General features: G+C 59.4%; 22 protein-coding genes and 1 other RNA gene. 13 read left to right on the plus strand and 10 right to left on the minus strand.

Going from position 1 to position 19,967, the window contains the following annotated elements; all coding sequences use genetic code 11:
- Positions 1–235 precede the first annotated feature (235 nt).
- Genes FX982_RS08380 through FX982_RS08395 form a run of 4 tightly spaced genes read right to left on the minus strand, consistent with a single transcriptional unit; the run spans position 236 to position 3,078 of the window.
- Complete coding sequence (locus FX982_RS08380; RefSeq protein WP_122534109.1) at positions 236–970, minus strand: amino acid ABC transporter ATP-binding protein; 735 nt, start codon at positions 968–970, stop codon at positions 236–238.
- The gene (locus FX982_RS08385; RefSeq protein ID WP_172613005.1) at positions 957–1,607 is read right to left on the minus strand and encodes an amino acid ABC transporter permease; all 651 of its coding nucleotides are present in this window, start codon (positions 1,605–1,607) and stop codon (positions 957–959) included. Before FX982_RS08385 ends, FX982_RS08380 begins: the two co-directional genes overlap by 14 nt.
- Positions 1,604–2,269, minus strand: coding sequence for an amino acid ABC transporter permease (locus tag FX982_RS08390; protein ID WP_172610310.1), 666 nt, complete (start codon positions 2,267–2,269; stop codon positions 1,604–1,606). The genes FX982_RS08385 and FX982_RS08390 overlap by 4 nt, the downstream gene beginning before the upstream one ends.
- 23 nt (positions 2,270–2,292) lie before the next feature.
- Positions 2,293–3,078, minus strand: a complete 786-nt coding sequence (locus tag FX982_RS08395) for a transporter substrate-binding domain-containing protein (protein ID WP_172610311.1) — start codon at positions 3,076–3,078, stop codon at positions 2,293–2,295.
- A 266-nt stretch (positions 3,079–3,344) separates the two neighbouring features.
- On the opposite strand from FX982_RS08395, the gene FX982_RS08400 reads away from it, so the two are divergent.
- From FX982_RS08400 to FX982_RS08440, 9 genes are all read left to right on the plus strand, one after another.
- Entirely contained in the window at positions 3,345–4,049 is a 705-nt protein-coding gene (locus tag FX982_RS08400; RefSeq protein WP_172610312.1) for a FadR/GntR family transcriptional regulator, read from the plus strand.
- Between the two features lie 123 nt (positions 4,050–4,172).
- Positions 4,173–4,502: a thioredoxin TrxA gene (trxA, locus tag FX982_RS08405; protein ID WP_172610313.1), complete on the plus strand. Its 330-nt coding sequence runs from the start codon at positions 4,173–4,175 to the stop codon at positions 4,500–4,502.
- 229 nt (positions 4,503–4,731) lie between these two features.
- Entirely contained in the window at positions 4,732–5,991 is a 1,260-nt protein-coding gene (gene rho, locus FX982_RS08410) for a transcription termination factor Rho (protein WP_037016529.1), read from the plus strand.
- Between the two features lie 94 nt (positions 5,992–6,085).
- Complete coding sequence (locus tag FX982_RS08415) at positions 6,086–8,044, plus strand: acyltransferase family protein (protein ID WP_172610314.1); 1,959 nt, start codon at positions 6,086–6,088, stop codon at positions 8,042–8,044.
- 70 nt (positions 8,045–8,114) lie between these two features.
- A complete protein-coding gene (gene ubiD / locus FX982_RS08420) occupies positions 8,115–9,581 on the plus strand; it encodes a 4-hydroxy-3-polyprenylbenzoate decarboxylase (RefSeq protein ID WP_122534102.1) in 1,467 nt (488 codons plus the stop codon).
- Positions 9,581–10,549 carry a CDP-6-deoxy-delta-3,4-glucoseen reductase gene (locus FX982_RS08425; RefSeq protein ID WP_172610315.1) on the plus strand — a complete coding sequence of 323 codons (969 nt, stop codon included), beginning with the start codon at positions 9,581–9,583 and terminating at the stop codon, positions 10,547–10,549. Before ubiD ends, FX982_RS08425 begins: the two co-directional genes overlap by 1 nt.
- 212 nt (positions 10,550–10,761) lie before the next feature.
- Complete coding sequence (locus FX982_RS08430; protein ID WP_172613006.1) at positions 10,762–11,436, plus strand: gamma-glutamylcyclotransferase; 675 nt, start codon at positions 10,762–10,764, stop codon at positions 11,434–11,436.
- A 75-nt stretch (positions 11,437–11,511) separates the two neighbouring features.
- Complete coding sequence (gene relB / locus FX982_RS08435; protein WP_172610316.1) at positions 11,512–11,706, plus strand: type II toxin-antitoxin system RelB family antitoxin; 195 nt, start codon at positions 11,512–11,514, stop codon at positions 11,704–11,706.
- Positions 11,696–11,965 carry a type II toxin-antitoxin system RelE/ParE family toxin gene (locus tag FX982_RS08440; RefSeq protein WP_172610317.1) on the plus strand — a complete coding sequence of 90 codons (270 nt, stop codon included), beginning with the start codon at positions 11,696–11,698 and terminating at the stop codon, positions 11,963–11,965. Before relB ends, FX982_RS08440 begins: the two co-directional genes overlap by 11 nt.
- A gap of 49 nt (positions 11,966–12,014) precedes the next feature.
- Here the strand turns inward: FX982_RS08440 and glpT are convergent, their stop codons facing one another.
- Positions 12,015–13,364 (minus strand): glycerol-3-phosphate transporter, encoded by a 1,350-nt coding sequence (gene glpT, locus FX982_RS08445; RefSeq protein ID WP_172610318.1) that lies wholly within the window; start codon positions 13,362–13,364, stop codon positions 12,015–12,017.
- 217 nt (positions 13,365–13,581) lie between these two features.
- Between glpT and FX982_RS08450 the strand changes: the two genes are divergently transcribed.
- Positions 13,582–14,571, plus strand: a complete 990-nt coding sequence (locus FX982_RS08450; protein ID WP_172610319.1) for a hypothetical protein — start codon at positions 13,582–13,584, stop codon at positions 14,569–14,571.
- On the opposite strand, the gene FX982_RS08455 is transcribed toward FX982_RS08450, so the two are convergent.
- Positions 14,568–15,710: an acyltransferase family protein gene (locus FX982_RS08455; protein ID WP_172610320.1), complete on the minus strand. Its 1,143-nt coding sequence runs from the start codon at positions 15,708–15,710 to the stop codon at positions 14,568–14,570. The genes FX982_RS08450 and FX982_RS08455 overlap by 4 nt on opposite strands.
- A 255-nt stretch (positions 15,711–15,965) precedes the next feature.
- On the opposite strand from FX982_RS08455, the gene FX982_RS08460 reads away from it, so the two are divergent.
- Positions 15,966–16,601 (plus strand): energy transducer TonB, encoded by a 636-nt coding sequence (locus tag FX982_RS08460; RefSeq protein ID WP_172610321.1) that lies wholly within the window; start codon positions 15,966–15,968, stop codon positions 16,599–16,601.
- Positions 16,602–16,661: 60 nt separating this feature from the next.
- On the opposite strand, the gene FX982_RS08465 is transcribed toward FX982_RS08460, so the two are convergent.
- A complete protein-coding gene (locus tag FX982_RS08465; RefSeq protein ID WP_172610322.1) occupies positions 16,662–17,639 on the minus strand; it encodes an NADPH:quinone oxidoreductase family protein in 978 nt (325 codons plus the stop codon).
- 135 nt (positions 17,640–17,774) lie between these two features.
- Here FX982_RS08465 and FX982_RS08470 point away from each other — a divergent pair, with 135 nt between their 5' ends.
- A complete protein-coding gene (locus FX982_RS08470) occupies positions 17,775–18,185 on the plus strand; it encodes a flagellar basal body-associated protein FliL (protein WP_122623502.1) in 411 nt (136 codons plus the stop codon).
- 17 nt (positions 18,186–18,202) lie between these two features.
- On the opposite strand, the gene FX982_RS08475 is transcribed toward FX982_RS08470, so the two are convergent.
- A complete protein-coding gene (locus tag FX982_RS08475) occupies positions 18,203–18,652 on the minus strand; it encodes an EVE domain-containing protein (RefSeq protein WP_172610323.1) in 450 nt (149 codons plus the stop codon).
- A gap of 193 nt (positions 18,653–18,845) precedes the next feature.
- On the opposite strand from FX982_RS08475, the gene FX982_RS08480 reads away from it, so the two are divergent.
- Positions 18,846–18,995, plus strand: coding sequence for a hypothetical protein (locus FX982_RS08480; RefSeq protein ID WP_122534092.1), 150 nt, complete (start codon positions 18,846–18,848; stop codon positions 18,993–18,995).
- A 51-nt stretch (positions 18,996–19,046) separates the two neighbouring features.
- On the opposite strand, the gene FX982_RS08485 is transcribed toward FX982_RS08480, so the two are convergent.
- Together FX982_RS08485 and ssrS are read right to left on the minus strand one after the other, a co-directional pair.
- Positions 19,047–19,676 (minus strand): 5-formyltetrahydrofolate cyclo-ligase, encoded by a 630-nt coding sequence (locus tag FX982_RS08485; protein ID WP_172610324.1) that lies wholly within the window; start codon positions 19,674–19,676, stop codon positions 19,047–19,049.
- A 101-nt stretch (positions 19,677–19,777) separates the two neighbouring features.
- Positions 19,778–19,956: non-coding RNA, 6S RNA (gene ssrS, locus FX982_RS08490), on the minus strand.
- Positions 19,957–19,967 lie beyond the last annotated feature (11 nt).

A 19,967-nucleotide genomic window follows, 5' to 3' on the forward strand; every position in this document is an offset into this window, starting at 1 on the left:
AGTGGGACCGGCTTCAGCCGGGAAGAGGCCGGTGGGTGCACCATCAATTTTGCGGCATGGCAGCTGACGCTTTCCCGGCTAAAGCCGGTCCCACTAGTGCGCATTATGACTGTGGGACCGGCTTCAGCCGGGAAGAGGCCGGTGGGTGCAACATCAATTTGCGGCATGGCAACTGACGCTTTCCCGGCTAAAGCCGGTTCTACAATTTGAGCCAAAGCCGGTCCTGCACCCGGGCTCAAGCCTGCTCGACTGAGCCAATAAAATTCGCCAGCTCGGGCGTCTTCGGGTTGGCCATCAATTCTTTCGGGTCGCCCACTTCATGCACCTTGCCCTGATGCATGAACACCAGCTTGTCGCCCACTTCACGGGCGAAGCGCATTTCGTGGGTCACCATGATCAGCGTCATGCCGTCTTTGGCCAGCTCGCGAACGACGGCAAGGACTTCGTTGACCAGCTCCGGGTCGAGTGCCGAGGTGATTTCGTCGCACAGCAGCACTTTGGGCGACATCGCCAGCGCACGGGCAATCGCCACGCGCTGTTGCTGACCGCCAGACAACCGGTCCGGAAACGCGTCGAATTTCTCGCCCAGGCCCACGCGATTCAGCATTTCCTTTGCCAGCCTGGTCGCTTCGGCTTTGGAGACCTTCTTCACCACTTGGGGCGCGAGCATCACGTTCTCGCCCACCGTCAGGTGCGGGAACAGGTTGAATTGCTGGAAGACCATGCCGACTTTCTGTCTGAGGCTGCGCAGGTCAGCTCGCGCGGCGTCGAGGTATTCGCCGTCGACCTCGATCACGCCGTCATTGATCGACTCCAGTCCGTTGAGCGTGCGTAGCAGCGTGCTTTTGCCGGAACCGCTGCGCCCGATGATCGCCACGACCTGGCCTTCCTCGACGCTGAGGTCGATGCCCTTGAGCACGTGGTGGTCGCCGTAATACTTGTGCAGGGCGGAAATTCTAAGCAGAGGCATGAAGTCTCCTTTCCAGGTAGCGCGCGCTGAGCGACAACGGATAGCAAAGCAGGAAGTAGCCCAAGGCGACGAAGCCGTAGACCATGAAGGGCTGGAACGTGGCATTGGCGAGCATGCCGCCGGTTTTGGTCAGCTCGGTAAAGCCGATGATCGAAGTCACCGCTGTGCCTTTGACCACCTGCACCGAGAACCCCACCGTCGGCGCCACCGCGATGCGCAACGCCTGCGGCAGAATCACATAACGCAGTTGCTCGAAAGGCGTCAGCGCCAGGCTGGCGGAAGCTTCCCACTGGCCGTTGGAGATCGACTCCACGCACCCCCGCCAGATTTCAGCCAGATAGGCGCTGGTGAACAATGTCAACGCCAGCGCCGCCGCCAGCCAGGGCGAAATATCGATGCCCATCAGCGCCACGCCGAAGAACACCAAAAACAGCTGCATCAACAGCGGCGTGCCTTGAAACAGCTCGATGTAGCAACGTGCCAGCCTGCGCGGGGCCGCTTTTTCGGAGATGCGCAGGGTCATCACCAGCAACCCGATCACACCGCCGCCGATGAACGCCACCAGCGACAATGCCAGCGTCCATTGCAGCCCGGTCAGCAAGTTGCGCACGACGTCCCATAGGGTGAAATCCATCAGCGGGTCCTCGCGATGTAGCGTCGGCCGATCCACGCCAGCAACTGACGCACCAGCAGCGCCATGCACATGTAGATCAGCGTGGTGATGATGTACGTCTCAAACGCGCGGAAATTGCGCGACTGAATGAAGTTCGCGGCAAAGCTCAGCTCCTCGGTGGCGATCTGCGAACAGACGGCCGAGCCCAGCATCACGATGATGATCTGGCTGCTCAGCGCCGGCCAGACCTTGCCCAGCGCCGGGACCAGCACGACATGGCGAAACGTCTCGAAGCGAGTCATCGCCAGCGCGGCCGAGGCCTCGATCTGGCCGCGGGGAATCGCCTGGACACCTGCACGGATGATTTCTGTCGAATAGGCGCCAAGGTTGATGACCATCGCCAGCACGGCGGCCTGCCACTCGGATATCTGCAGCCCCAGCGACGGCAGCCCGAAGAAAATGAAAAACAGCTGCACCAGAAACGGCGTATTGCGGATCAGCTCGACGTAGACACCGAAAACGGCCGAGAGCGGCTGGATTTTCCATGCTCTGACCACCGCCCCGACTATGCCGAGACTGACGCCTAACAGAGTGCCGATGGCGGTCAGTTCCAGCGTGAACAGCGCGCCGCGCAGGAGCAGGTCAGTGTTTTGCAGGACCGGAATGAAGTCGAACTGATAAGCCATTTATGCGCCTCGGCAGTCGATGATCAGAGGTCGGCAGGCAATGGCTGCTTGAGCCAGGTCTGCGCGTTCTTTTCCAGCGAGCCGTCTTGTTTCGCCGCTTCGAGAATCTCGTTCACTTTGGCGAGCAACTCGGGTTGACCTCTGTTCACACCGACGTAGACCGGCGAGTCCTTGAGCTTCACTTTCAGTTCAGGGATGCGCTTGGGGTTCTTCTCGCTGATGGCGACCATGACCACGTTGCCGCTGGCGATCAGATCGGTCTGCTTGGCCAGGTAGGCCGCGATGGTCGAGTTGTTGTCTTCGAAGCGTTTGATCGTGGCTTCCTTCGGAGCGACGGCGGTCAGCTCAATGTCCTCGATGGCGCCGCGGGTCACGCTGATGGTTTTGCCCTTCAGGTCGTCCACGGTTTTGATCGCGTCTTCCGGCGGACCGAACACAGCGAGGTAGAACGGTGCGTAGGCGCGGGAGAAGTCGATGACCTTTTCGCGATCCGGGTTTTTACCGAGGCTGGAAATGACCAGGTCAACCTTGCCAGTAGTCAGATACGGGATGCGGTTGGTGCTGTTGACCGGCGTCAGCTCAAGCTTGACCTTCAACTGATTGGCGATGAGTTGTGCGGTGTCGATGTCCAGACCGCGCGGTTTCATGTCGGGGCCGACCGAGCCAAAGGGAGGGAAGTCTTGCGGAACGGCGACTTTTAACGTGCCGCGGGCGGTTACATCATCCAGGCCGGTAGCGTGAGCGGGAGCCTGGCCGAGCATGAGGCTGGCAAACAGGGCGGCGAGAAGGGCGCTGTAACGCTGGGTCATGGGGTGTCTCCGAATCGATCAGTGTGTAGGCAAAGCCCAAATGATGGCCAAGCTCCAGTGCACAGCCCATGCCAGCCGCTCGCTCGCGACCATGGAACGCGGGCCGCATGCACGATCCGGTCTAACTGGTCTGAACAGTGAGTGCGAAGGCCGCCCCGCTTTGGCGCGCCTGAAAGCCCCGGCGCCCCTCGCTTGGGCGTCACTTGCCGGATGCCTCCGGGGGCGATACAAGGGGTTTTACCCACGGTTTACGCACGTTGATCGCCATGCATCCGAGCCCTGTAGCAGTGCCTGAAGCCGCCTTCCAGGCGATCCGCAAATTGATCGCCGAGCAAGGCTATGTCCCCGGCGACAGCCTGCCATCCCAGCGGGATCTGGCAATTCGTCTGGGCGTCAGTCGCGCTTCGTTGCGTGAGGCGTTGTCGTCACTGAGCGCTTTGGGGATGGTCAGTGTTCAGCCCGGCAAAGGTGTTTTCGTGCAGGCGGTTTCTGAACCACAACGGAGCACGAGTGGATTTTCCTGGCCGTATGCAGCGCACGCCTCGCCCGCAGAGACTTTCCAGTTGCGCTATGCGCTGGAAGGGTTTGCCGCCGGGCTTGCAGCGGTCACGCTGACAGCCGACGAGCGCGATGTGCTGGAAGACAACGTCGAGGCCATGCGCCTTGAACTCAAGGCAGGGGATTTTGACTGCGCGGCCCGGCTGGACTTTGATTTCCACCGGCGCATCCTCGTCGCCAGTGGCAATCAGGCCATTCTGGGGATCATCACCGCCAGCGCCGACATTTTTCTGGAGAGCCAGAAGCTTCCTTTTATTCGGGCGGGCAGGGCGATGGAGACTTGGCAGGAGCACCGCAAGATCCTGCGGGCGCTGGCGCGAAACGCGTCTGGCCCGGCTCAGAAGGCCATGCAAGAGCACATTCGGGGCGCGGCGTTACGCACCGGCATCGTGTTCGTCGCTCCCTCCGGCTGAATACCGTCGATTGAGGCAACCCTATCGAGTCATAGCGAGAGACAATCAACCTCGGCTTCCTGTCGCCGCGCGACACAGTTATGATGGCCCACGTTTTTTTGCCTATGACCTCGGAGAAATCTCATGAGTAACGACCTGATCAAACACGTCAGCGACGCGAGCTTCGAAGCCGATGTCCTGAAGGCCAGCGGCCCTGTACTGGTCGATTACTGGGCTGAATGGTGTGGCCCGTGCAAGATGATTGCTCCGGTTCTGGACGACATCGCTACTACCTACGAAGGCAAGCTGACCATTGCCAAGCTCAACATCGATGACAACCAGGAAACCCCAAGCAAGCACGGCGTTCGTGGTATCCCGACGCTGATGCTGTTCAAGGACGGTCAAGTTGCGGCGACCAAGGTCGGCGCACTGTCCAAGTCACAGTTGCAGGCGTTCCTCGACGCCAATATCTGATGACGTTAAAGCCCCGCAAATCGCGGGGTTTTTTTTCTGGCGTCGTACTAGACGCTTAGAAAATCAAGTGGTACATTCGGCCCCGCAACGGCTTCTCCGTTGCCCCCTGCTAGCCGTCGCCGACCGTCTCCTTTCGATTTGCACGCGATCCTGTCGCCTTCTCTGCGGCGCGGCCTCATTAAGCCAAAAGCTTAATTTCCCCCTCCATACATGATTACGTCATTCCTATATGAACCTGACTGAACTCAAGCAAAAGCCTATTACCGATCTGCTCGAAATGGCCGAACAGATGGGCATAGAAAATATGGCCCGTTCGCGCAAGCAGGACGTGATTTTCTCCCTGCTGAAGAAGCACGCGAAAAGCGGCGAGGAAATCTCGGGTGACGGCGTGCTGGAGATCCTCCAGGATGGCTTCGGCTTCCTTCGTTCTGCAGACGCCTCCTATCTCGCCGGCCCAGACGACATTTACGTCTCGCCCAGCCAGATCCGCCGCTTCAACCTGCGCACGGGCGACACCATTGTCGGCAAGATCCGTCCGCCGAAGGAAGGCGAGCGTTACTTCGCACTGCTCAAGGTCGACACCATCAACTTCGACCGTCCGGAAAACGCGAAGAACAAGATCCTGTTCGAAAACCTGACGCCGCTGTTCCCGACCATTCGCATGAAGATGGAAGCCGGTAACGGTTCCACGGAAGACCTCACCGGTCGCGTCATCGATCTGTGTGCCCCGATCGGTAAAGGTCAGCGCGGCCTGATCGTTGCTCCGCCAAAAGCGGGCAAGACCATCATGCTGCAGAACATTGCGTCGAACATCACGCGCAACAACCCTGAGGTCCATCTGATCGTTCTGTTGATCGATGAGCGTCCGGAAGAAGTTACCGAAATGCAGCGCACCGTGCGCGGCGAAGTGGTTGCGTCCACCTTCGACGAGCCACCGACCCGTCACGTGCAGGTCGCCGAAATGGTGATCGAAAAGGCCAAGCGCCTGGTCGAGCACAAGAAAGACGTGGTCATCCTGCTCGACTCCATTACCCGTCTGGCTCGCGCCTACAACACTGTCATTCCGAGCTCCGGCAAGGTCCTGACCGGTGGTGTCGATGCACACGCCCTTGAGAAGCCAAAGCGTTTCTTCGGTGCGGCACGTAACATCGAAGAAGGCGGCTCGCTGACCATCATCGCCACCGCGCTGGTTGAAACCGGCTCGAAGATGGACGAAGTGATCTACGAAGAATTCAAAGGCACCGGCAACATGGAGCTGCCTCTGGATCGCAAGATCGCAGAGAAACGCGTCTTCCCGGCCATCAACATCAACCGCTCCGGCACACGCCGCGAAGAGTTGCTGACGGCCGACGACGAGCTGCAGCGCATGTGGATTCTGCGCAAGCTGCTGCATCCCATGGATGAAGTCGCAGCCATCGAGTTCTTGATCGACAAGCTGAAACAGACCAAGACCAACGATGAGTTCTTCCTGTCGATGAAGCGCAAGTAACACCGCGCTGAGCCGATCGTAGAAAAATGGTGTCCTTCTGGGCACCATTTTTTTTGACCTTTTTACTAGATATCTCCCGTAGACAAGGAGCGTCATGCACACGTTTGGCAATCGCCGTGATATCGATGGGCTGCGAGCCTTGGCCGTGGTCCCGGTGCTGTTGTTTCACTTCGGTCTTGGCCTGAACGGTGGGTTCGTCGGCGTCGACGTGTTTTTCGTCATCTCCGGCTTCCTGATCACGTCCATCATCTTCCGCGAGATCAGCGCAGGACGCTTCAGCTTCGTCGACTTCTGGGCCCGTCGCGCGCGGCGTATCGTCCCCGCCGTGACCGTTGTCGTGCTGGCCACGTTGGCGTTTGGCTGGATATTGCTGACGCCCAAGGACTACGCCGAGCTGGGCCGGGAGGTGCGCTATCAGTCGATGTTCATGTCCAACCTGCTGTTCATGCGCCAGGACGGCTACTTCGATTCCGCTTCAGACTTCAAACCACTCCTTCACACCTGGTCGCTGGCGGTGGAAGAGCAGTACTACATTTTCTTTCCATTGCTGATGGTTCTGGCGACGCGGTACGTACGGCATTGGCGCTGGTTGCTGCTTGGCTTGCTGGTGCTGTCCTTCGGGCTGAACATCTGGGCGATGAAGCACAAACCCGAAGCCGCGTTCTTTCTGCTGCCGATGCGTGCATGGGAGCTGCTGTGCGGGGCGATGCTGGCCGTCGCGCCGACGCCCAAAGACCGGCTGCCGAGCTGGCTTTATCAAGCGATCAGCCTGAGCGGTTTTGCTGCAGTGGTGCTGGCGATGCTGAGCTTTGACAAAACCACTCAATTCCCCGGCTGGGCGGCGCTGCTGCCGGTGCTGGGCACGACCGCGATGATCTGGGCCAACGGTCATCCCGCGTCATGGGTAGGGCGCTTCCTGAGTATCAAACCGTTGGTGGCGATCGGGCTTATTTCCTACTCGCTGTACCTGTGGCACTGGCCTATTCATGTCTACGCCAACGCCATTTCCGCCGACGGTATTTCCGATCCGGAAGCGATCGGCTGGATCCTGCTGGCGGCTGTGCTTGCCTGGCTGAGCTGGCGGTTCGTCGAGCTCCCATTCCGTGAGCGCCGCGTATTGGCCGGCCGCAAGCCGATACTGATTGGCGGCCTGCTGACCTTGGCCGTGCTGGCGCTGATGGGGCAGGCGGTGCGCTCCAATGAAGGCGTGCCGCAACGCCTGTCCGGCCAGGCCCTGCAATATGCGCAGTCGCGGGAGTGGGGCGCCGGGCAGATGGACTGCTTCCTGCTGGGATCAAAGAAAAGCAAAGACCTGGACAAGCTCTGTCGAGCGGGGGGCAGCACGGACGCCGCGCCGTCCCATCTGATCTGGGGCGACAGTCATGCAGCGGCCTTGTGGCCTGGGGTCAGAAGTGCGGCCGAGCAAGCCCACGTGCCTGTCTGGCTGGCGAGCATGAGCGGATGCGCGCCGCTTGTCAGCACTGCAACAAGCAAACGTTGTCAGGACTTCAACGCCCTGAACGTCGAGCGCGTTCGAGCACAGAAAATCCCTGACGTGACGCTGGCCGCACGCTGGAGTTTGTATATCTACGGCCTGGAAGACGGCAACAAGAGCAACGTGCTGCGGAAACACGAATCCATTCCCCGAAACGAAGCGTATTTCGCCGAGGCTTTGAAAGCGCAGATCGCTGAATTGCGGGCTGCCGGCGCGCAGGTCTGGTTGTTCAAGGAGGTGCCGCAGCAGCGCAAGGGATCCATCGAAAGATTGAGCAGTCTGGCGCGGGTTGGGCTCTCCGCTGCACAGGTTGGGCGGCCGGCAGCGGAGCTCGATGCGCGGCAAGCGTTCATCAATCAGCTGTTTGCCACCCTTAGCGAAGCGGATCCGGGCGTTCACCTGATTGATCCAGAGCCGCTGCTGTGTGAGGGCGGCCTTTGCCGTGCCGAAGTCGACGGGCATTCTCTGTACAAGGACGAAGATCACCTGTCGGATCTGGGCGGCGAGAAGATGCAGCCGCTGTTCATACCGGTATTCCGCGCAACACCGCGCATTTGAGTTGGACACAAGCTGCCGTCTGCGGTCAGAGCAGGTAGGATGTGCATCTATTTGGTGAGTGGCCGGGTTAATGAAATTCAAGGATCTACGGGATTTCGTGCAGCAGCTTGAGCAGCGCGGAGAGTTGAAACGCATTCAGGTACCCATTTCCCCTGTACTGGAAATGACCGAAATCTGCGACCGGACCCTGCGCGCCAAGGGGCCGGCACTGCTGTTCGAAAAACCGACGGGTTTCGACATTCCAGTGCTCGGCAATCTGTTCGGCACACCTGAGCGCGTCGCCATGGGCATGGGCGCCGAATCGGTGTCCGAGCTACGGGAAATCGGCAAGCTGCTGGCGTTCCTCAAAGAGCCCGAGCCACCCAAGGGCTTGAAAGACGCCTGGTCCAAGCTGCCTATCTTCAGAAAAGTCATCGCCATGGCGCCGAAAGTCGTCAAGGACGCCCCGTGTCAGGAAATCGTGATCGAGGGCGACGACGTCGACCTTGGCATGCTGCCTGTGCAAACCTGCTGGCCCGGCGATGTCGGCCCGCTGATCACGTGGGGCCTGACGGTCACTCGCGGGCCCAATAAAGAACGGCAGAATCTGGGCATCTACCGCCAGCAGGTGATTGGCCGCAACAAGGTGATCATGCGCTGGCTCAGCCATCGTGGCGGTGCGCTGGACTTCAAGGACTGGTGCGACAAGCACCCGGGTCAGCCATTCCCGGTGTCCGTGGCCTTGGGCGCTGACCCCGCCACCATTCTCGGCGCCGTCACGCCAGTGCCTGACAGCCTCTCCGAGTACGCATTCGCCGGCCTGCTGCGTGGCAACCGTACCGAGCTGATCAAGTGCCGTGGCAACGACCTCCAGGTCCCGGCCAGTGCAGAGATCGTCCTCGAAGGCGTTATTCATCCCGGCGAAATGGCCGATGAAGGCCCGTACGGCGATCACACCGGCTATTACAACGAGGTCGACAGCTTCCCGGTCTTCACGGTCGAGCGGATCACCCACCGCATCAAGCCGATTTACCACAGCACCTACACAGGCCGGCCGCCTGACGAGCCCGCGATTTTGGGTGTCGCGCTGAATGAAGTGTTCGTGCCGATCCTGCAGAAGCAGTTCCCGGAGATCGTCGACTTCTACCTGCCGCCCGAGGGTTGCTCGTACCGCATGGCGGTCGTCACGATCAAGAAGCAGTACCCCGGCCATGCGAAGCGCGTGATGTTGGGCGTCTGGTCGTTTTTGCGACAGTTCATGTACACCAAGTTCGTTATCGTCACCGACGACGACATCAATGCCCGTGACTGGAATGACGTCATCTGGGCGATCACCACGCGCATGGACCCCAAGCGCGACACGGTGATGATCGACAACACGCCAATCGACTACCTCGATTTCGCCTCGCCGGTCTCAGGTCTCGGCTCGAAAATGGGGCTCGATGCCACCCATAAGTGGCCGGGCGAAACCACCCGTGAATGGGGTCGCGCTATCGTCAAGGACGAAGCGGTGACCCGCCGGATCGATGAAATCTGGACTCAGCTGGGAATTGATTGATGCGTGTAACCTTGCAGCCATCGGGCGCGGTCATCGAGACATTGCCAGGCGAGCGGATCCTCGACGCCGCTCAACGTCTGGGCTACGAATGCCCTCAGAGCTGTCGCAACGGCAATTGTCACATCTGTTCCGCGCTGCTGGTTGAAGGCAGCGTCGAGCAGGCCGGAGAGATCCGCAACCACGGCGAAATCTATACGTGCCTGGCGGTGCCGCAGGAAGACTGCGTCGTGCTGTGGGACAGCGTTCTGGCGCTCGGTGAGCTGCCGGTGCGCACCTTTGCCTGCCAGGTCAGCGAGTGTGTAGAAGTGGGCGGCGATGTCTGGCGCGTCATGCTCAGAGCGCCTGCAGGCAAGCCGCCGCGTTATCACGCCGGCCAGTACCTGATGATCCATCGGGACGACGGAGAGAAATCCGCATTTTCCATGGCCTCAGCGCCGGAAAGCGGGCGAGATCTGGAATTTCACGTGCTCGCCCGTGAGGCGAGTGCGCAAAATCTGATCAAGCAGCTGCAGCGCGATGGCATGGCGCGGGTTGACCTGCCCTTCGGTGATACTCACTTGGGCGAATTGCCCGATGGTCCGCTGGTATTGATCGCGGCAGGCACCGGTATGGGGCAGATGCACAGCCTGATCGAGCATTGCCGCTCCAAAGGCTTTCCGTATCCGGTGCATGTGTATTGGGGAATGCGCCGTCCGGAAGATTTTTACCAGCTCAAGCACTGGGATGAATGGCAGACGCTGCCCAACCTGTTCCTGCACAAAGTTGTCAGTGACCTGTGCGGTTGGGAAGGGCGCTGCGGCATGCTGCACGAGGCGGTCTGCGAGGACTTCAGCGATCTGAAGTCCCTTTATGTGTACGCCAGCGGTTCACCAGCGATGGTCTATTCGACCCTGGATGCGCTGGTGCTGGCCGGCATGGACGCGCATCAAATGCGTGCCGATGTCTTCGCTTATGCGCCGAGACCCTGAAGCGCAGCCACTCGTTGACACAGGATGTGGACAGCGTATTGCATGACTGTTTGTCAGATAACGGTTTCTCCGGCGTGACCCATGCGCCGGTGACCAAGTCACAACGTCACACTGCCTGCGATGCCGTCTGATTGTTCATTCGTTGTTGCCAGACCCGTTTCATGAGTGTTCAGCGTTGCACCGGCGTCAGCCTTGCCGGTGGGGGGAACCAGATGGGTAATCAAATCAATATCCTGGCGGAAGCTGTCCATGACGGCTTGGGGTTGTCCTACCCGCCGGTCATCGATCTTGGGCCGAAGCTCACCCGGGAACAGCTTCTTGCCTCCATCCACGCCACGATGAGTCGTCACCAGGGCGGCCCGATCTGGTTATTCGCGTACGGATCATTGATCTGGCGGCCCGAGTGCAGCGCCGTCGAGCGTCAGCGCGGTCGGGTCCACGGCTATCACCGCGGTCTCTATCTCTGGTCCCACGAACACCGGGGCACGCCCGAGCAGCCAGGGCTGGTCTTCGGTCTCGACCGCGGCGGCTCCTGCAGCGGCTTCGCGTACCGTTTGCCCGAAGACAATATCGACGAGTCCCTGCTGGCGTTGTGGCAGAGAGAAATGCCGTTCCCGTCCTATCGCCCACACTGGCTCAACTGCCGACTTGAAGACGGCACCAAGGTGCAGGCTTTGGGGTTTGTGCTGGAGCGGCATCTGCCCAGTTACGCCGGCAACCTGCCAGACAGCGTGCTCACCCAGGTGCTGGCCAATGCCAGCGGGCGGTACGGGACCACGTGGGAATATGTCGAGCAAACTATCCACGCGCTGCGCACCCACGCCATGCCGGACCTGAGCCTGGAGGCGCGATTCAAGCGCTGCAGGCCGGTGTTGTTGGCGATATAGCATCTGGTCACGATCTTCCGTCCAGTCCCGCGTGCGAGGCGCTAGACTGCATTGAAATCGATTGAGGAGTTCATCATGAGTGCTCGGCTTTCTCCGCTTGTGTCGGAGTTCGAATCAGAGGAGCAGGCTGCGCGCTACGACGCCTGGCTGCGTGCAAAAGTGCAAGCTTCACTGGACGATCCAAGACCGAATATCGCCCACTCTGAAGCCATGGCCGAACTGAAATCGAGACTGGCCGCCAAGCGCGACAAGCGTAGCGATGATCGTTGAGTGGCGCCCGGAGGCAGTCGCCGATCTGTGGGAGATACTTGAGTATATCGATGAGCGAAATCCACAAGCGGCGGAGGAGCTTTATGCTGAAATTGAGAGAGCTACTTCAGCACTGCCCGAGCATCCTTACCTTTACCGCTTAGGTCGCGTGCCCAATACCCGCGAAATCATTGTCCACCCGAATTACCTGGTTATTTACCGGTTAACGGATGGGATCGAAATCCTGAGTGTCCTTCACGCTCGCCAGCAATACCCTTGAAATGGGCGGGGCTTGATCAGCGCACTGACCAAGCCTTTTCGTTTGAGACTTAAGCCATCTCCTCTCGCGACTGGCTCGCCACCCGCGTATGGCGCAGGGTCGGCACCAGGAACGCTATCGCCAGGATGCAGGCGGACACCAACAGCACGAAGCCGCCGTCCCAGCCGAAGTGGTCTACCGTGTAACCCATCAGCGCGCTTGCGGCGACCGACCCACCGAGATAGCCGAACAGGCCTGTGAATCCTGCCGCGGTGCCAGCGGCTTTCTTTGGAGCCAACTCAAGCGCCTGCAAGCCGACCAGCATGACCGGGCCGTAGATCAGGAAGCCGATCGAGACCAGCGCAATCATGTCGACGGTGGGGTTGCCTGGCGGGTTGAGCCAGTAGACCAGCGTCGCAACGGTCACCATCGCCATGAACACGATGCCGGTCAGGCCACGGTTGCCACGGAAGATCTTGTCGGACATCCAGCCGCACAGCAGCGTGCCCGGAATACCTGCCCACTCATAGAAGAAGTAGGCCCACGAGGTCTTGTCGACGTCGAAGTGTTTGGCTTCTTTCAGGTACGTTGGCGCCCAGTCCAGCACGCCATAACGCAGCAGGTAGACGAACACGTTGGCCAACGCGATGTACCAGAGCATTTTGTTGCGCAGCACGTATTTGACGAAGATTTCCTTGGCGGTGAATTCCTCTTCGTGGCTCGCGTCGTAGCCCTCCGGATAGTCGTTCTTGTAGTCCTCGACCGGTGGCAAGCCCACGGACTGCGGGGTATCGCGCATGGTCACGAAGGCAAACAGGGCGACAAACAGGGCAACCGCCGCAGGCACGTAAAACGCTGCGTGCCAGTCGTTGGTCCAGCCAAGCCCAAGCAGGAACAGCGGGCCGATCAAGCCGCCGCCGACGTTGTGCGCCACGTTCCACACCGACACTACGCCGCCACGTTCCTTCTGCGACCACCAGTGCACCATCGTGCGTCCGCTTGGCGGCCAGCCCATGCCCTGTGCCCATCCGTTGATGAACAGCAGAATGAACATGATCGTCACGCTGGACGTCGCCCAGGGTGCGAATCCGAACACGAACATCACCAGCGCGGAAATCAACAGCCCGAATGGCAGGAAGTAACGCGGATTGGAGCGATCCGACACCAGCCCCATGAGGAACTTTGACAGGCCGTACGCAATGGCGATCGCCGAGATCGCAAGACCCAGCTGACCCCGTGTGTATCCCTCATCGATCAGGTAGGGCATGGCCAGCGAGAAATTCTTGCGAAGCAAGTAGTAGCCGGCGTAACCGAAGAAGATACCGGCGAAAATCTGCCAGCGAAGGCGGCGGTAGGTGGAGTCGACACGCTCCGCAGGCAGCGGAGCCTGATGCGCGGCAGGACGGAAAAAGGCAAACATCGGGACACTCCATTTATTTTCTTGTTATGCGAATCCGAATATTACATTTTCGTTACAGAAAATAGGAAGGCTTCTCATCGGATAAAAAGGGCGTAAACACGGGCCGAGAGGAAATTCCTTTGCGAACATCCCGTTTGTGCAGGGCTGCCCAACGATGGGTTTCGTTGCGCGGGACAGATAAAATGCGCGCTCACGCGCTCACGATTGGCAAACCCACATGCAGTCACCCCCGCTTGAGATTCAGAATCAAAAGATCATCATTCTGTGCCGCGATGTCGGCGGATACCTCGCCCGGCTCGGCAACTTTCTCGGCAAGTCGAACGACGTTGTGTTCATTGACCTGACCCGCGGCGCGAAGGAACTGCCATGGCTTCCGGGGAAACTGCGGCGATGGCTGAAAAAGTACCTGATCGTTAAGCGTGCTCGTGCAGCCATTCGGGCGGCGGGCCATGTCGATGCATTGCTGGTGGTGAATCCAAGCCAGCTGGATCAGGTTTTGGTCACGCAGGCCCAGGCTGCGGCGGCACTCAGCGTCGCGTATCTGTCTGACGGGATTGCGCGATTATCGATGCCGATTGATCAACTGGCGACGTTTGACAAGGTCTACACCTTCGATGGCGCTGATGCTCGCGAGTATCGACTGCGCAAGCTCTACAACTACATCTACGAAGAACACGCCGATTTCAAAACAACGTCCGACTTCAAGGCCTTTGTCGTGATGGGCGGCAAGCACCGCGTTGATGTGCTTGGCCGAGTGGCTCAAGCGTTTGAACAGCTGGGGTACACCAGCACCTGCAAATTCCTGGTGCAGAGCAAACCAGTGCCCGGAGCCAGTCCATCACTGACATTCTTTCGCCAGCGCATGGACATCGATGAAACGGCCGAATACGTCAGGCGTTCGGAAATACTCATCGACATCGTCCGGCCGGGCCACGCGGGTTTGAGCTTCCGTTTTTTTGAGGCGCTGCTGTATCGCAAGAAAATGATCACCAACAATGCATCGGTGGCGGATTACGACTTCTATGATCCGTGCAACATTCTGATCATCGACAGCGATCACCCCGTTATCCCTGAGTCGTTCATTAACGGGGACTACGTGGACCTGCCCGAAGAAGTCGTGCGGCGGTACAGCATGGCCAGTTGGGCGAACGAGGTTTTCAGTCCGCCCCCAGCCAGCCCGCCGCGGTTACCCGCTACCGAACCTTAAGCATTCGGCAGGGTTGCTTTGGCACTTGGCGATGCCTTGCGTAGGAATGGGTGCTCGATGCACCAGTACGTCGCGACGCTGATACTGCTGGTGAGCAGGATGATCAGCGGTAAGTACAGCGAGTAGCTGAGCGGATCCGGCGTGGCGAAGTCATACGCGTCCAGCAGGCTGAACACGCTGTAGATGACGATGCCATGCAGCAGATAGATGCTGAAGCTGGCCTCGCCCAGAATCTTCAACCCGCGGATCTCCAGTACCCCGTGCAAACTGTTGCCGAGCACGAACAGCGCGAACGGGACGCCGAGAATCAGCATTTGCAGCGTTGAGTACGATTTGAGCTTCATGCAGATCAGCAGTATCGCGACTGCAACCAACGTGCAGCGCACGCCCGAGAAGTCGATTTTCCACTGGCGCATCCGGTCTTCAAAGACCGCCACTGCAATGCCGACAGCAAACAGTTTGATGAACCGGTTGTGAAAGTGATGGTGGTATTCGCCCCACAGGCACGCCAGCACTATCAGCGCGACGACGACCGCCATGCCGGGGAGCTTGCGCCGAAGCAGGCAATACAGCACCGGCAGCGACAGGTAGAAAACCGCTTCATAGAGCAGCGTCCACTGCACCGAGGCGTTGATACGCACGGTGTCCGGGAAACCGTTGATGGGGCTGCCGATCAAAATCACCCATCGGCCGAGCGACTTGATGGTGTCCATGACCGGCGCGCTGATGCCTGCGGACTGGTGCAGCGCGATCGCCGTAATCAGCGCGACGCTGAAGAGGTACATCGGGAAGATTCGTCGTATCCGTGACGACAGAATCTGACCCCATTTAGGCTCGCTTCGGTAGATCTTCGCGGTAAACAGGTAACCCGTAATCATGAAAAACAACGACACCGGCACCGTGCCCATGTTGTTCAGAACTCGGCTGTCCGTGGTTTCCCAGACGCCGTTGACGTGCCAGTAATAGCTGACGATGAAGTGATGAACGATGACAGCGGTTGCGAGCACGCCACGCAGCCCGTCCAGCGACGAAACGCGGTGGAGCGCGTCCTGGGAGAGAATCGGCAGACGCCGGGTGGCGAAGCAAAATAGCGCGATCGACAGCGCGTATAGCGTGATCAAAATCAGAGTGACGGTCATCAATACGGGGTCCGCAGTTTGTATTGGAGTCGATACCGAATGAGAGCCCGTTCGGTATGTATCGGCCGTGAAATATACGGAACACATCAGGCGCCGTCGTGGGTTGTTTAGCTAAGTGTCCTTTTTGGGACCGATCCTACGCAGTCCTGGGAAGTCATGAGCTGTTGCCGCCGCAGACCGGCGCACAGAATGCGCGCCAGCCTTTTGCACCCGCGCAGGAGGCAGACTGGAAGAAACGCGCAGGTGATTGCATTAATGAGCAGGTGGATTTTATGGATGATGTTCGCGGCATGTATCGGTGCCAATGCAGATGAGCGCAGTGTGGAGTTTGATTACCGCAGGGCGCCCGCCTGGCCGTATTCGCTTTCGAAATCCGGAATATCCGGGTGGGTCGTCTACGACCTGAAGGCGCACCATGACGGACGGGTTTCCAAGCCTGAGGTGCTGGACAGCTCTCACCCTCTGTTTTCCCTCTCCGTCGTAAACGTTGTGCCAACGTGGCGCGTAAAACCCTGGGTCGTCAGTGAGCAGCGTCCGGCAGTCATTTCGCTGCGTCAGGAGCATTACTTCGTCCACCCGCGTGAAGGAAATGCTCCCGTCCCTTGGCTTCATCGCAGTCTGCGCCACCTGTCCTGCGCGAAATTCAGCAAACGCTTCGACGACTTCCAGCAGAACTCGTCTGATCTTGAACAGGTGGAGATGAGCGTGTTCCGGCACACCTACAGCGTGCTTGCAAGGGTGGCGACTTACAGAAAGCTGTCTGACGAGCAAAGGTTCGCGCTCGGTGATGCGCTGGCAGAGGCAGTGCCGGAGGTCATTCAGCGATGCCGGGCGAATCCGGCACTGCGCTATAAGGACGTGTTGCCTGATCAGGTGAGCATGATGCTGTGAGCGCGTGGGGGGAGTACCGCCACGTCGGCCCCTTCGGAACGGAGGCGATCCCGATGCACGCTACCTGATGCTCACCACCACCTTGCCAACCGCTTTTCTCTGCGCCAACGATTCAATGGCTTCCCCCGCCTGCTCCAGCGGGTAAACCTTCGACACCAACGGCTTCAGCTTGCCCTCGCCGAACCAATTGAACAGTTGCTGGAAGTTCGCCGCGTTGTCCTGGGGCTGGCGTTGAGCAAATGAGCCCCAGAACACACCTACAACCGAGGCACCTTTCAACAACGCGAGATTGACGGGCAGTTCGGGGATGCGGCCACTGGCGAAGCCGACGACCAACAGGCGACCGTTCCAGGCGATGCCGCGAACAGCCTGATCAAAAAGGTCACCGCCCACAGGGTCGTAGATCACATCGACGCCGTTGCCGTTGGTGAGGCGCTTGATTTCATCCTTCAGATTGTGCTCGCTGTAGTTGATCAACTCGTCGGCGCCTGCGGTTTTGGCGACCTCCAGCTTTTCTGCGCTGCTGGCGGCGGCGATCACGCGAGCGCCCATGGCTTTGCCGATCTCTACCGCGGCTAGGCCGACGCCCCCGGAGGCGCCGAGGACGAGGAGCGTTTCGCCTGCCTGTAGCTTGGCGCGCTGTGTGAGGGCGTGCATGGACGTGCCGTAGGTCATACTGAATGCGGCGGCGGTGGTGAAGTCCATCGTTTCGGGAATGGGCAGGACGTTGTAACCGGCGACGGCGATCTGTTCAGCGAAGCTGCCCCAGCCGGTCAGCGCCATCACCCGGTCACCGACACGGACATGGCTGACCTTCTCGCCGACAGCGGTCACAACGCCCGAGGCTTCACCTCCGGGCGAAAACGGAAAAGGCGGCTTGAACTGGTATTTGCCTTCGATGATCAGCGTGTCCGGGAAGTTGACCCCGGCAGCGTGCACGTCCAGAAGAATCTCGTTTTTCTTCGGCTCCGGGCTGGGGATTTCCTCCAGCACCAAATCTGCAGCGGGACCGAAGGCTTTACAAAGCACGGCTTTCATCGAGGGCTATTCCTTTTTCGGGGATGGCCGATAAGTACAGGTAGCGAGGTTGTGGGGTCAATGAGCATGGCCCGGCCTGATAGGTGTGCATAAGCTGAAGTAAGCTATGCGGCGAAACGGATTGAGGAGCGGACTGTGAAAGCGTGGATTGTAATGTTGATGGCATTGTCGATGCCTGTTGTAGCGCTGGCGGAAGAGGGCGGCGAGAAAGAAGATCCGAACAAGGTTTCCTACGTGGCGTTGACGCCTCCCTTCGTAGGCAACTACTCACTGGACGGCAGCCCGAAATTGCACGTCTACAAGGCCGATGTCGCCTTGCGCGTGACCGGCGCCGAGGCGCAGAAACTGGTGAAGCAGAACGAGCCGCTGATTCGCAACCAACTGGTGGCATTGTTCACTCAGCAAACGGTCGACAGCATGGGCAACGTCGATGCCAAGGAAAAACTGCGTCAGGAAGCGCTGAAGCAGACCCAGCAAGTGCTCACCCAGGAAACGGGCAAGCCTGTGGTTGATGATCTGCTGTTCAATAACTTTATTGCCCAGTAAAGCGCGACACTCCGAATTCAGCGCAGGTCAAGCACGGCGGCCCATTGCTCGTCGGTCACCGGCATGACGGACAGACGGCTGCCTTTCTGCACCAGCGGCAACTGTTCAAGGGCAGCTTGTTGTTTCAGAAAACCCAGCCCCAGCACATTCGGAAACGTCTCGAAGAATGCCACATCAACGGCGGTCCAAGGGTTCTTCTCTTCGGTGGCTTTAGCGTCGTAGTAGGGGCTTTTGTGGTCCAGCGCAGTGGGATCGGGATACGCAGCCTTGACGATTTCTCCGATCCCGGCGATCCCGGGCTCGGGGCAGCTGGAATGGTAGAAAAAGAACTGATCGCCCACGGCCATCGCGCGCAGAAAGTTGCGGGCCTGATAGTTGCGGACACCGTCCCAGCGCGTCTGCCCGAGCTTTTTCAACCCGCTGATCGAGAGCTCGTCGGGCTCGGATTTCATCAGCCAATAGGCCATTTACAAGGCTCCTGAACAGGTGTTGGGAAAGTTGTCCTACGGTTTGATGACAACCCGACGGTCGGCTGGCGTCAGTATTTGCGTGTTGCATCACGTTGCCGCAGAATGCCGGGATTTTAAGGGCTGCACGATGTGGCAGCCTGTTTAAACGTTATCGATTTTAGATACTGATTCGTTACAAAGGGGACGATGAATGCGACGCAAGCCGGATGTACTGTGGATTTTGGCGATTTTGTTCGGCTTGGGAATCGTCACCACCGGTTACGCGCAAAGTCTGTGGGCTGCCAAGGCTGACGCGCCGGTCGAAATCACTCAGCAACAGCAGCCACAGCTCCGCCGCTAAACCGCTATTTCGAGGCGCGCTCTCTTCGAAGGAGCGCGCCTCGATGACGACTCACCCCGCCATATACCAACGCTTATCCGTCACCGTTCCCGCCAACGGGACGTCCCAACTGGCGACCGCCAGCTTCGCGACTTTCTGACACTCATGGGCCAGGCCTAGCAATATCGGCTTGCGCCAGGTTTTACGGCGCGCGAGATACGCCAGGCTGCGGTCGTAAAAGCCGCCACCCATGCCAAGGCGTCCCCCTTCCGGATCGAACCCCACGAGCGGCATCAGCACCAGATCCAGCGTCCAGATCTTCCGCTGTCGCCTGGCATTGATACGTGGCTCCGGGATACGGAACCGGTTCGGCTTGAACTTCTCACCAGGTCGGACGCGCTGAAACACCATTTTCGTTCGCGGCCAGGCACTGAGTACTGGCAAGTACGTGGTCTTGCCGCGTTTTTGAGCGGCACGAAGCAGCAGGCGCGGGTCGATCTCACCGTCCATCGGAAGGTAGAGAGAAACGTGCCGGGCGCGGCGAAAGAGAGGGATTTGCGCAAGCTGACGGTACAAACCCTTCGCCGCCTGTCGCTGTTCTGCCGGGCTGAGCGCGCGACGATTGTGACGAAGCAGCCGACGCAACTGGGGCCGAGAGAGGTTTGAATGATCTGGGAGGGGAGCGGCGCCGGATGAGGTCATGCTGGCGGGTCCGTGAGGCTTTGGAAGGTGATGTCGTGTAATCAGGCGGATTCACGATGCCCACCGCCAGACGGGGCGCCTGGCGATGGGTAGAAGGTTCGAGACTCCCCGACGAACCGCTGTCGGTGTAGCCCTTGAACCCGAAAGTTCAAGGTGGAGATTGCAGGAGGTTTTAAGGCTTTCCGTCGAGCGGACATGCACACCAACCCCAACGTGCAACCCCCGTGGTTGTGCGTATCGGCTCAGGGACATGACCGACTGGCAAGCACTCCAGGGAGCGGTCGCAAGTAT

The organism is Pseudomonas graminis (genome assembly GCF_013201545.1).
In the GTDB taxonomy this organism is placed as follows: domain Bacteria; phylum Pseudomonadota; class Gammaproteobacteria; order Pseudomonadales; family Pseudomonadaceae; genus Aquipseudomonas.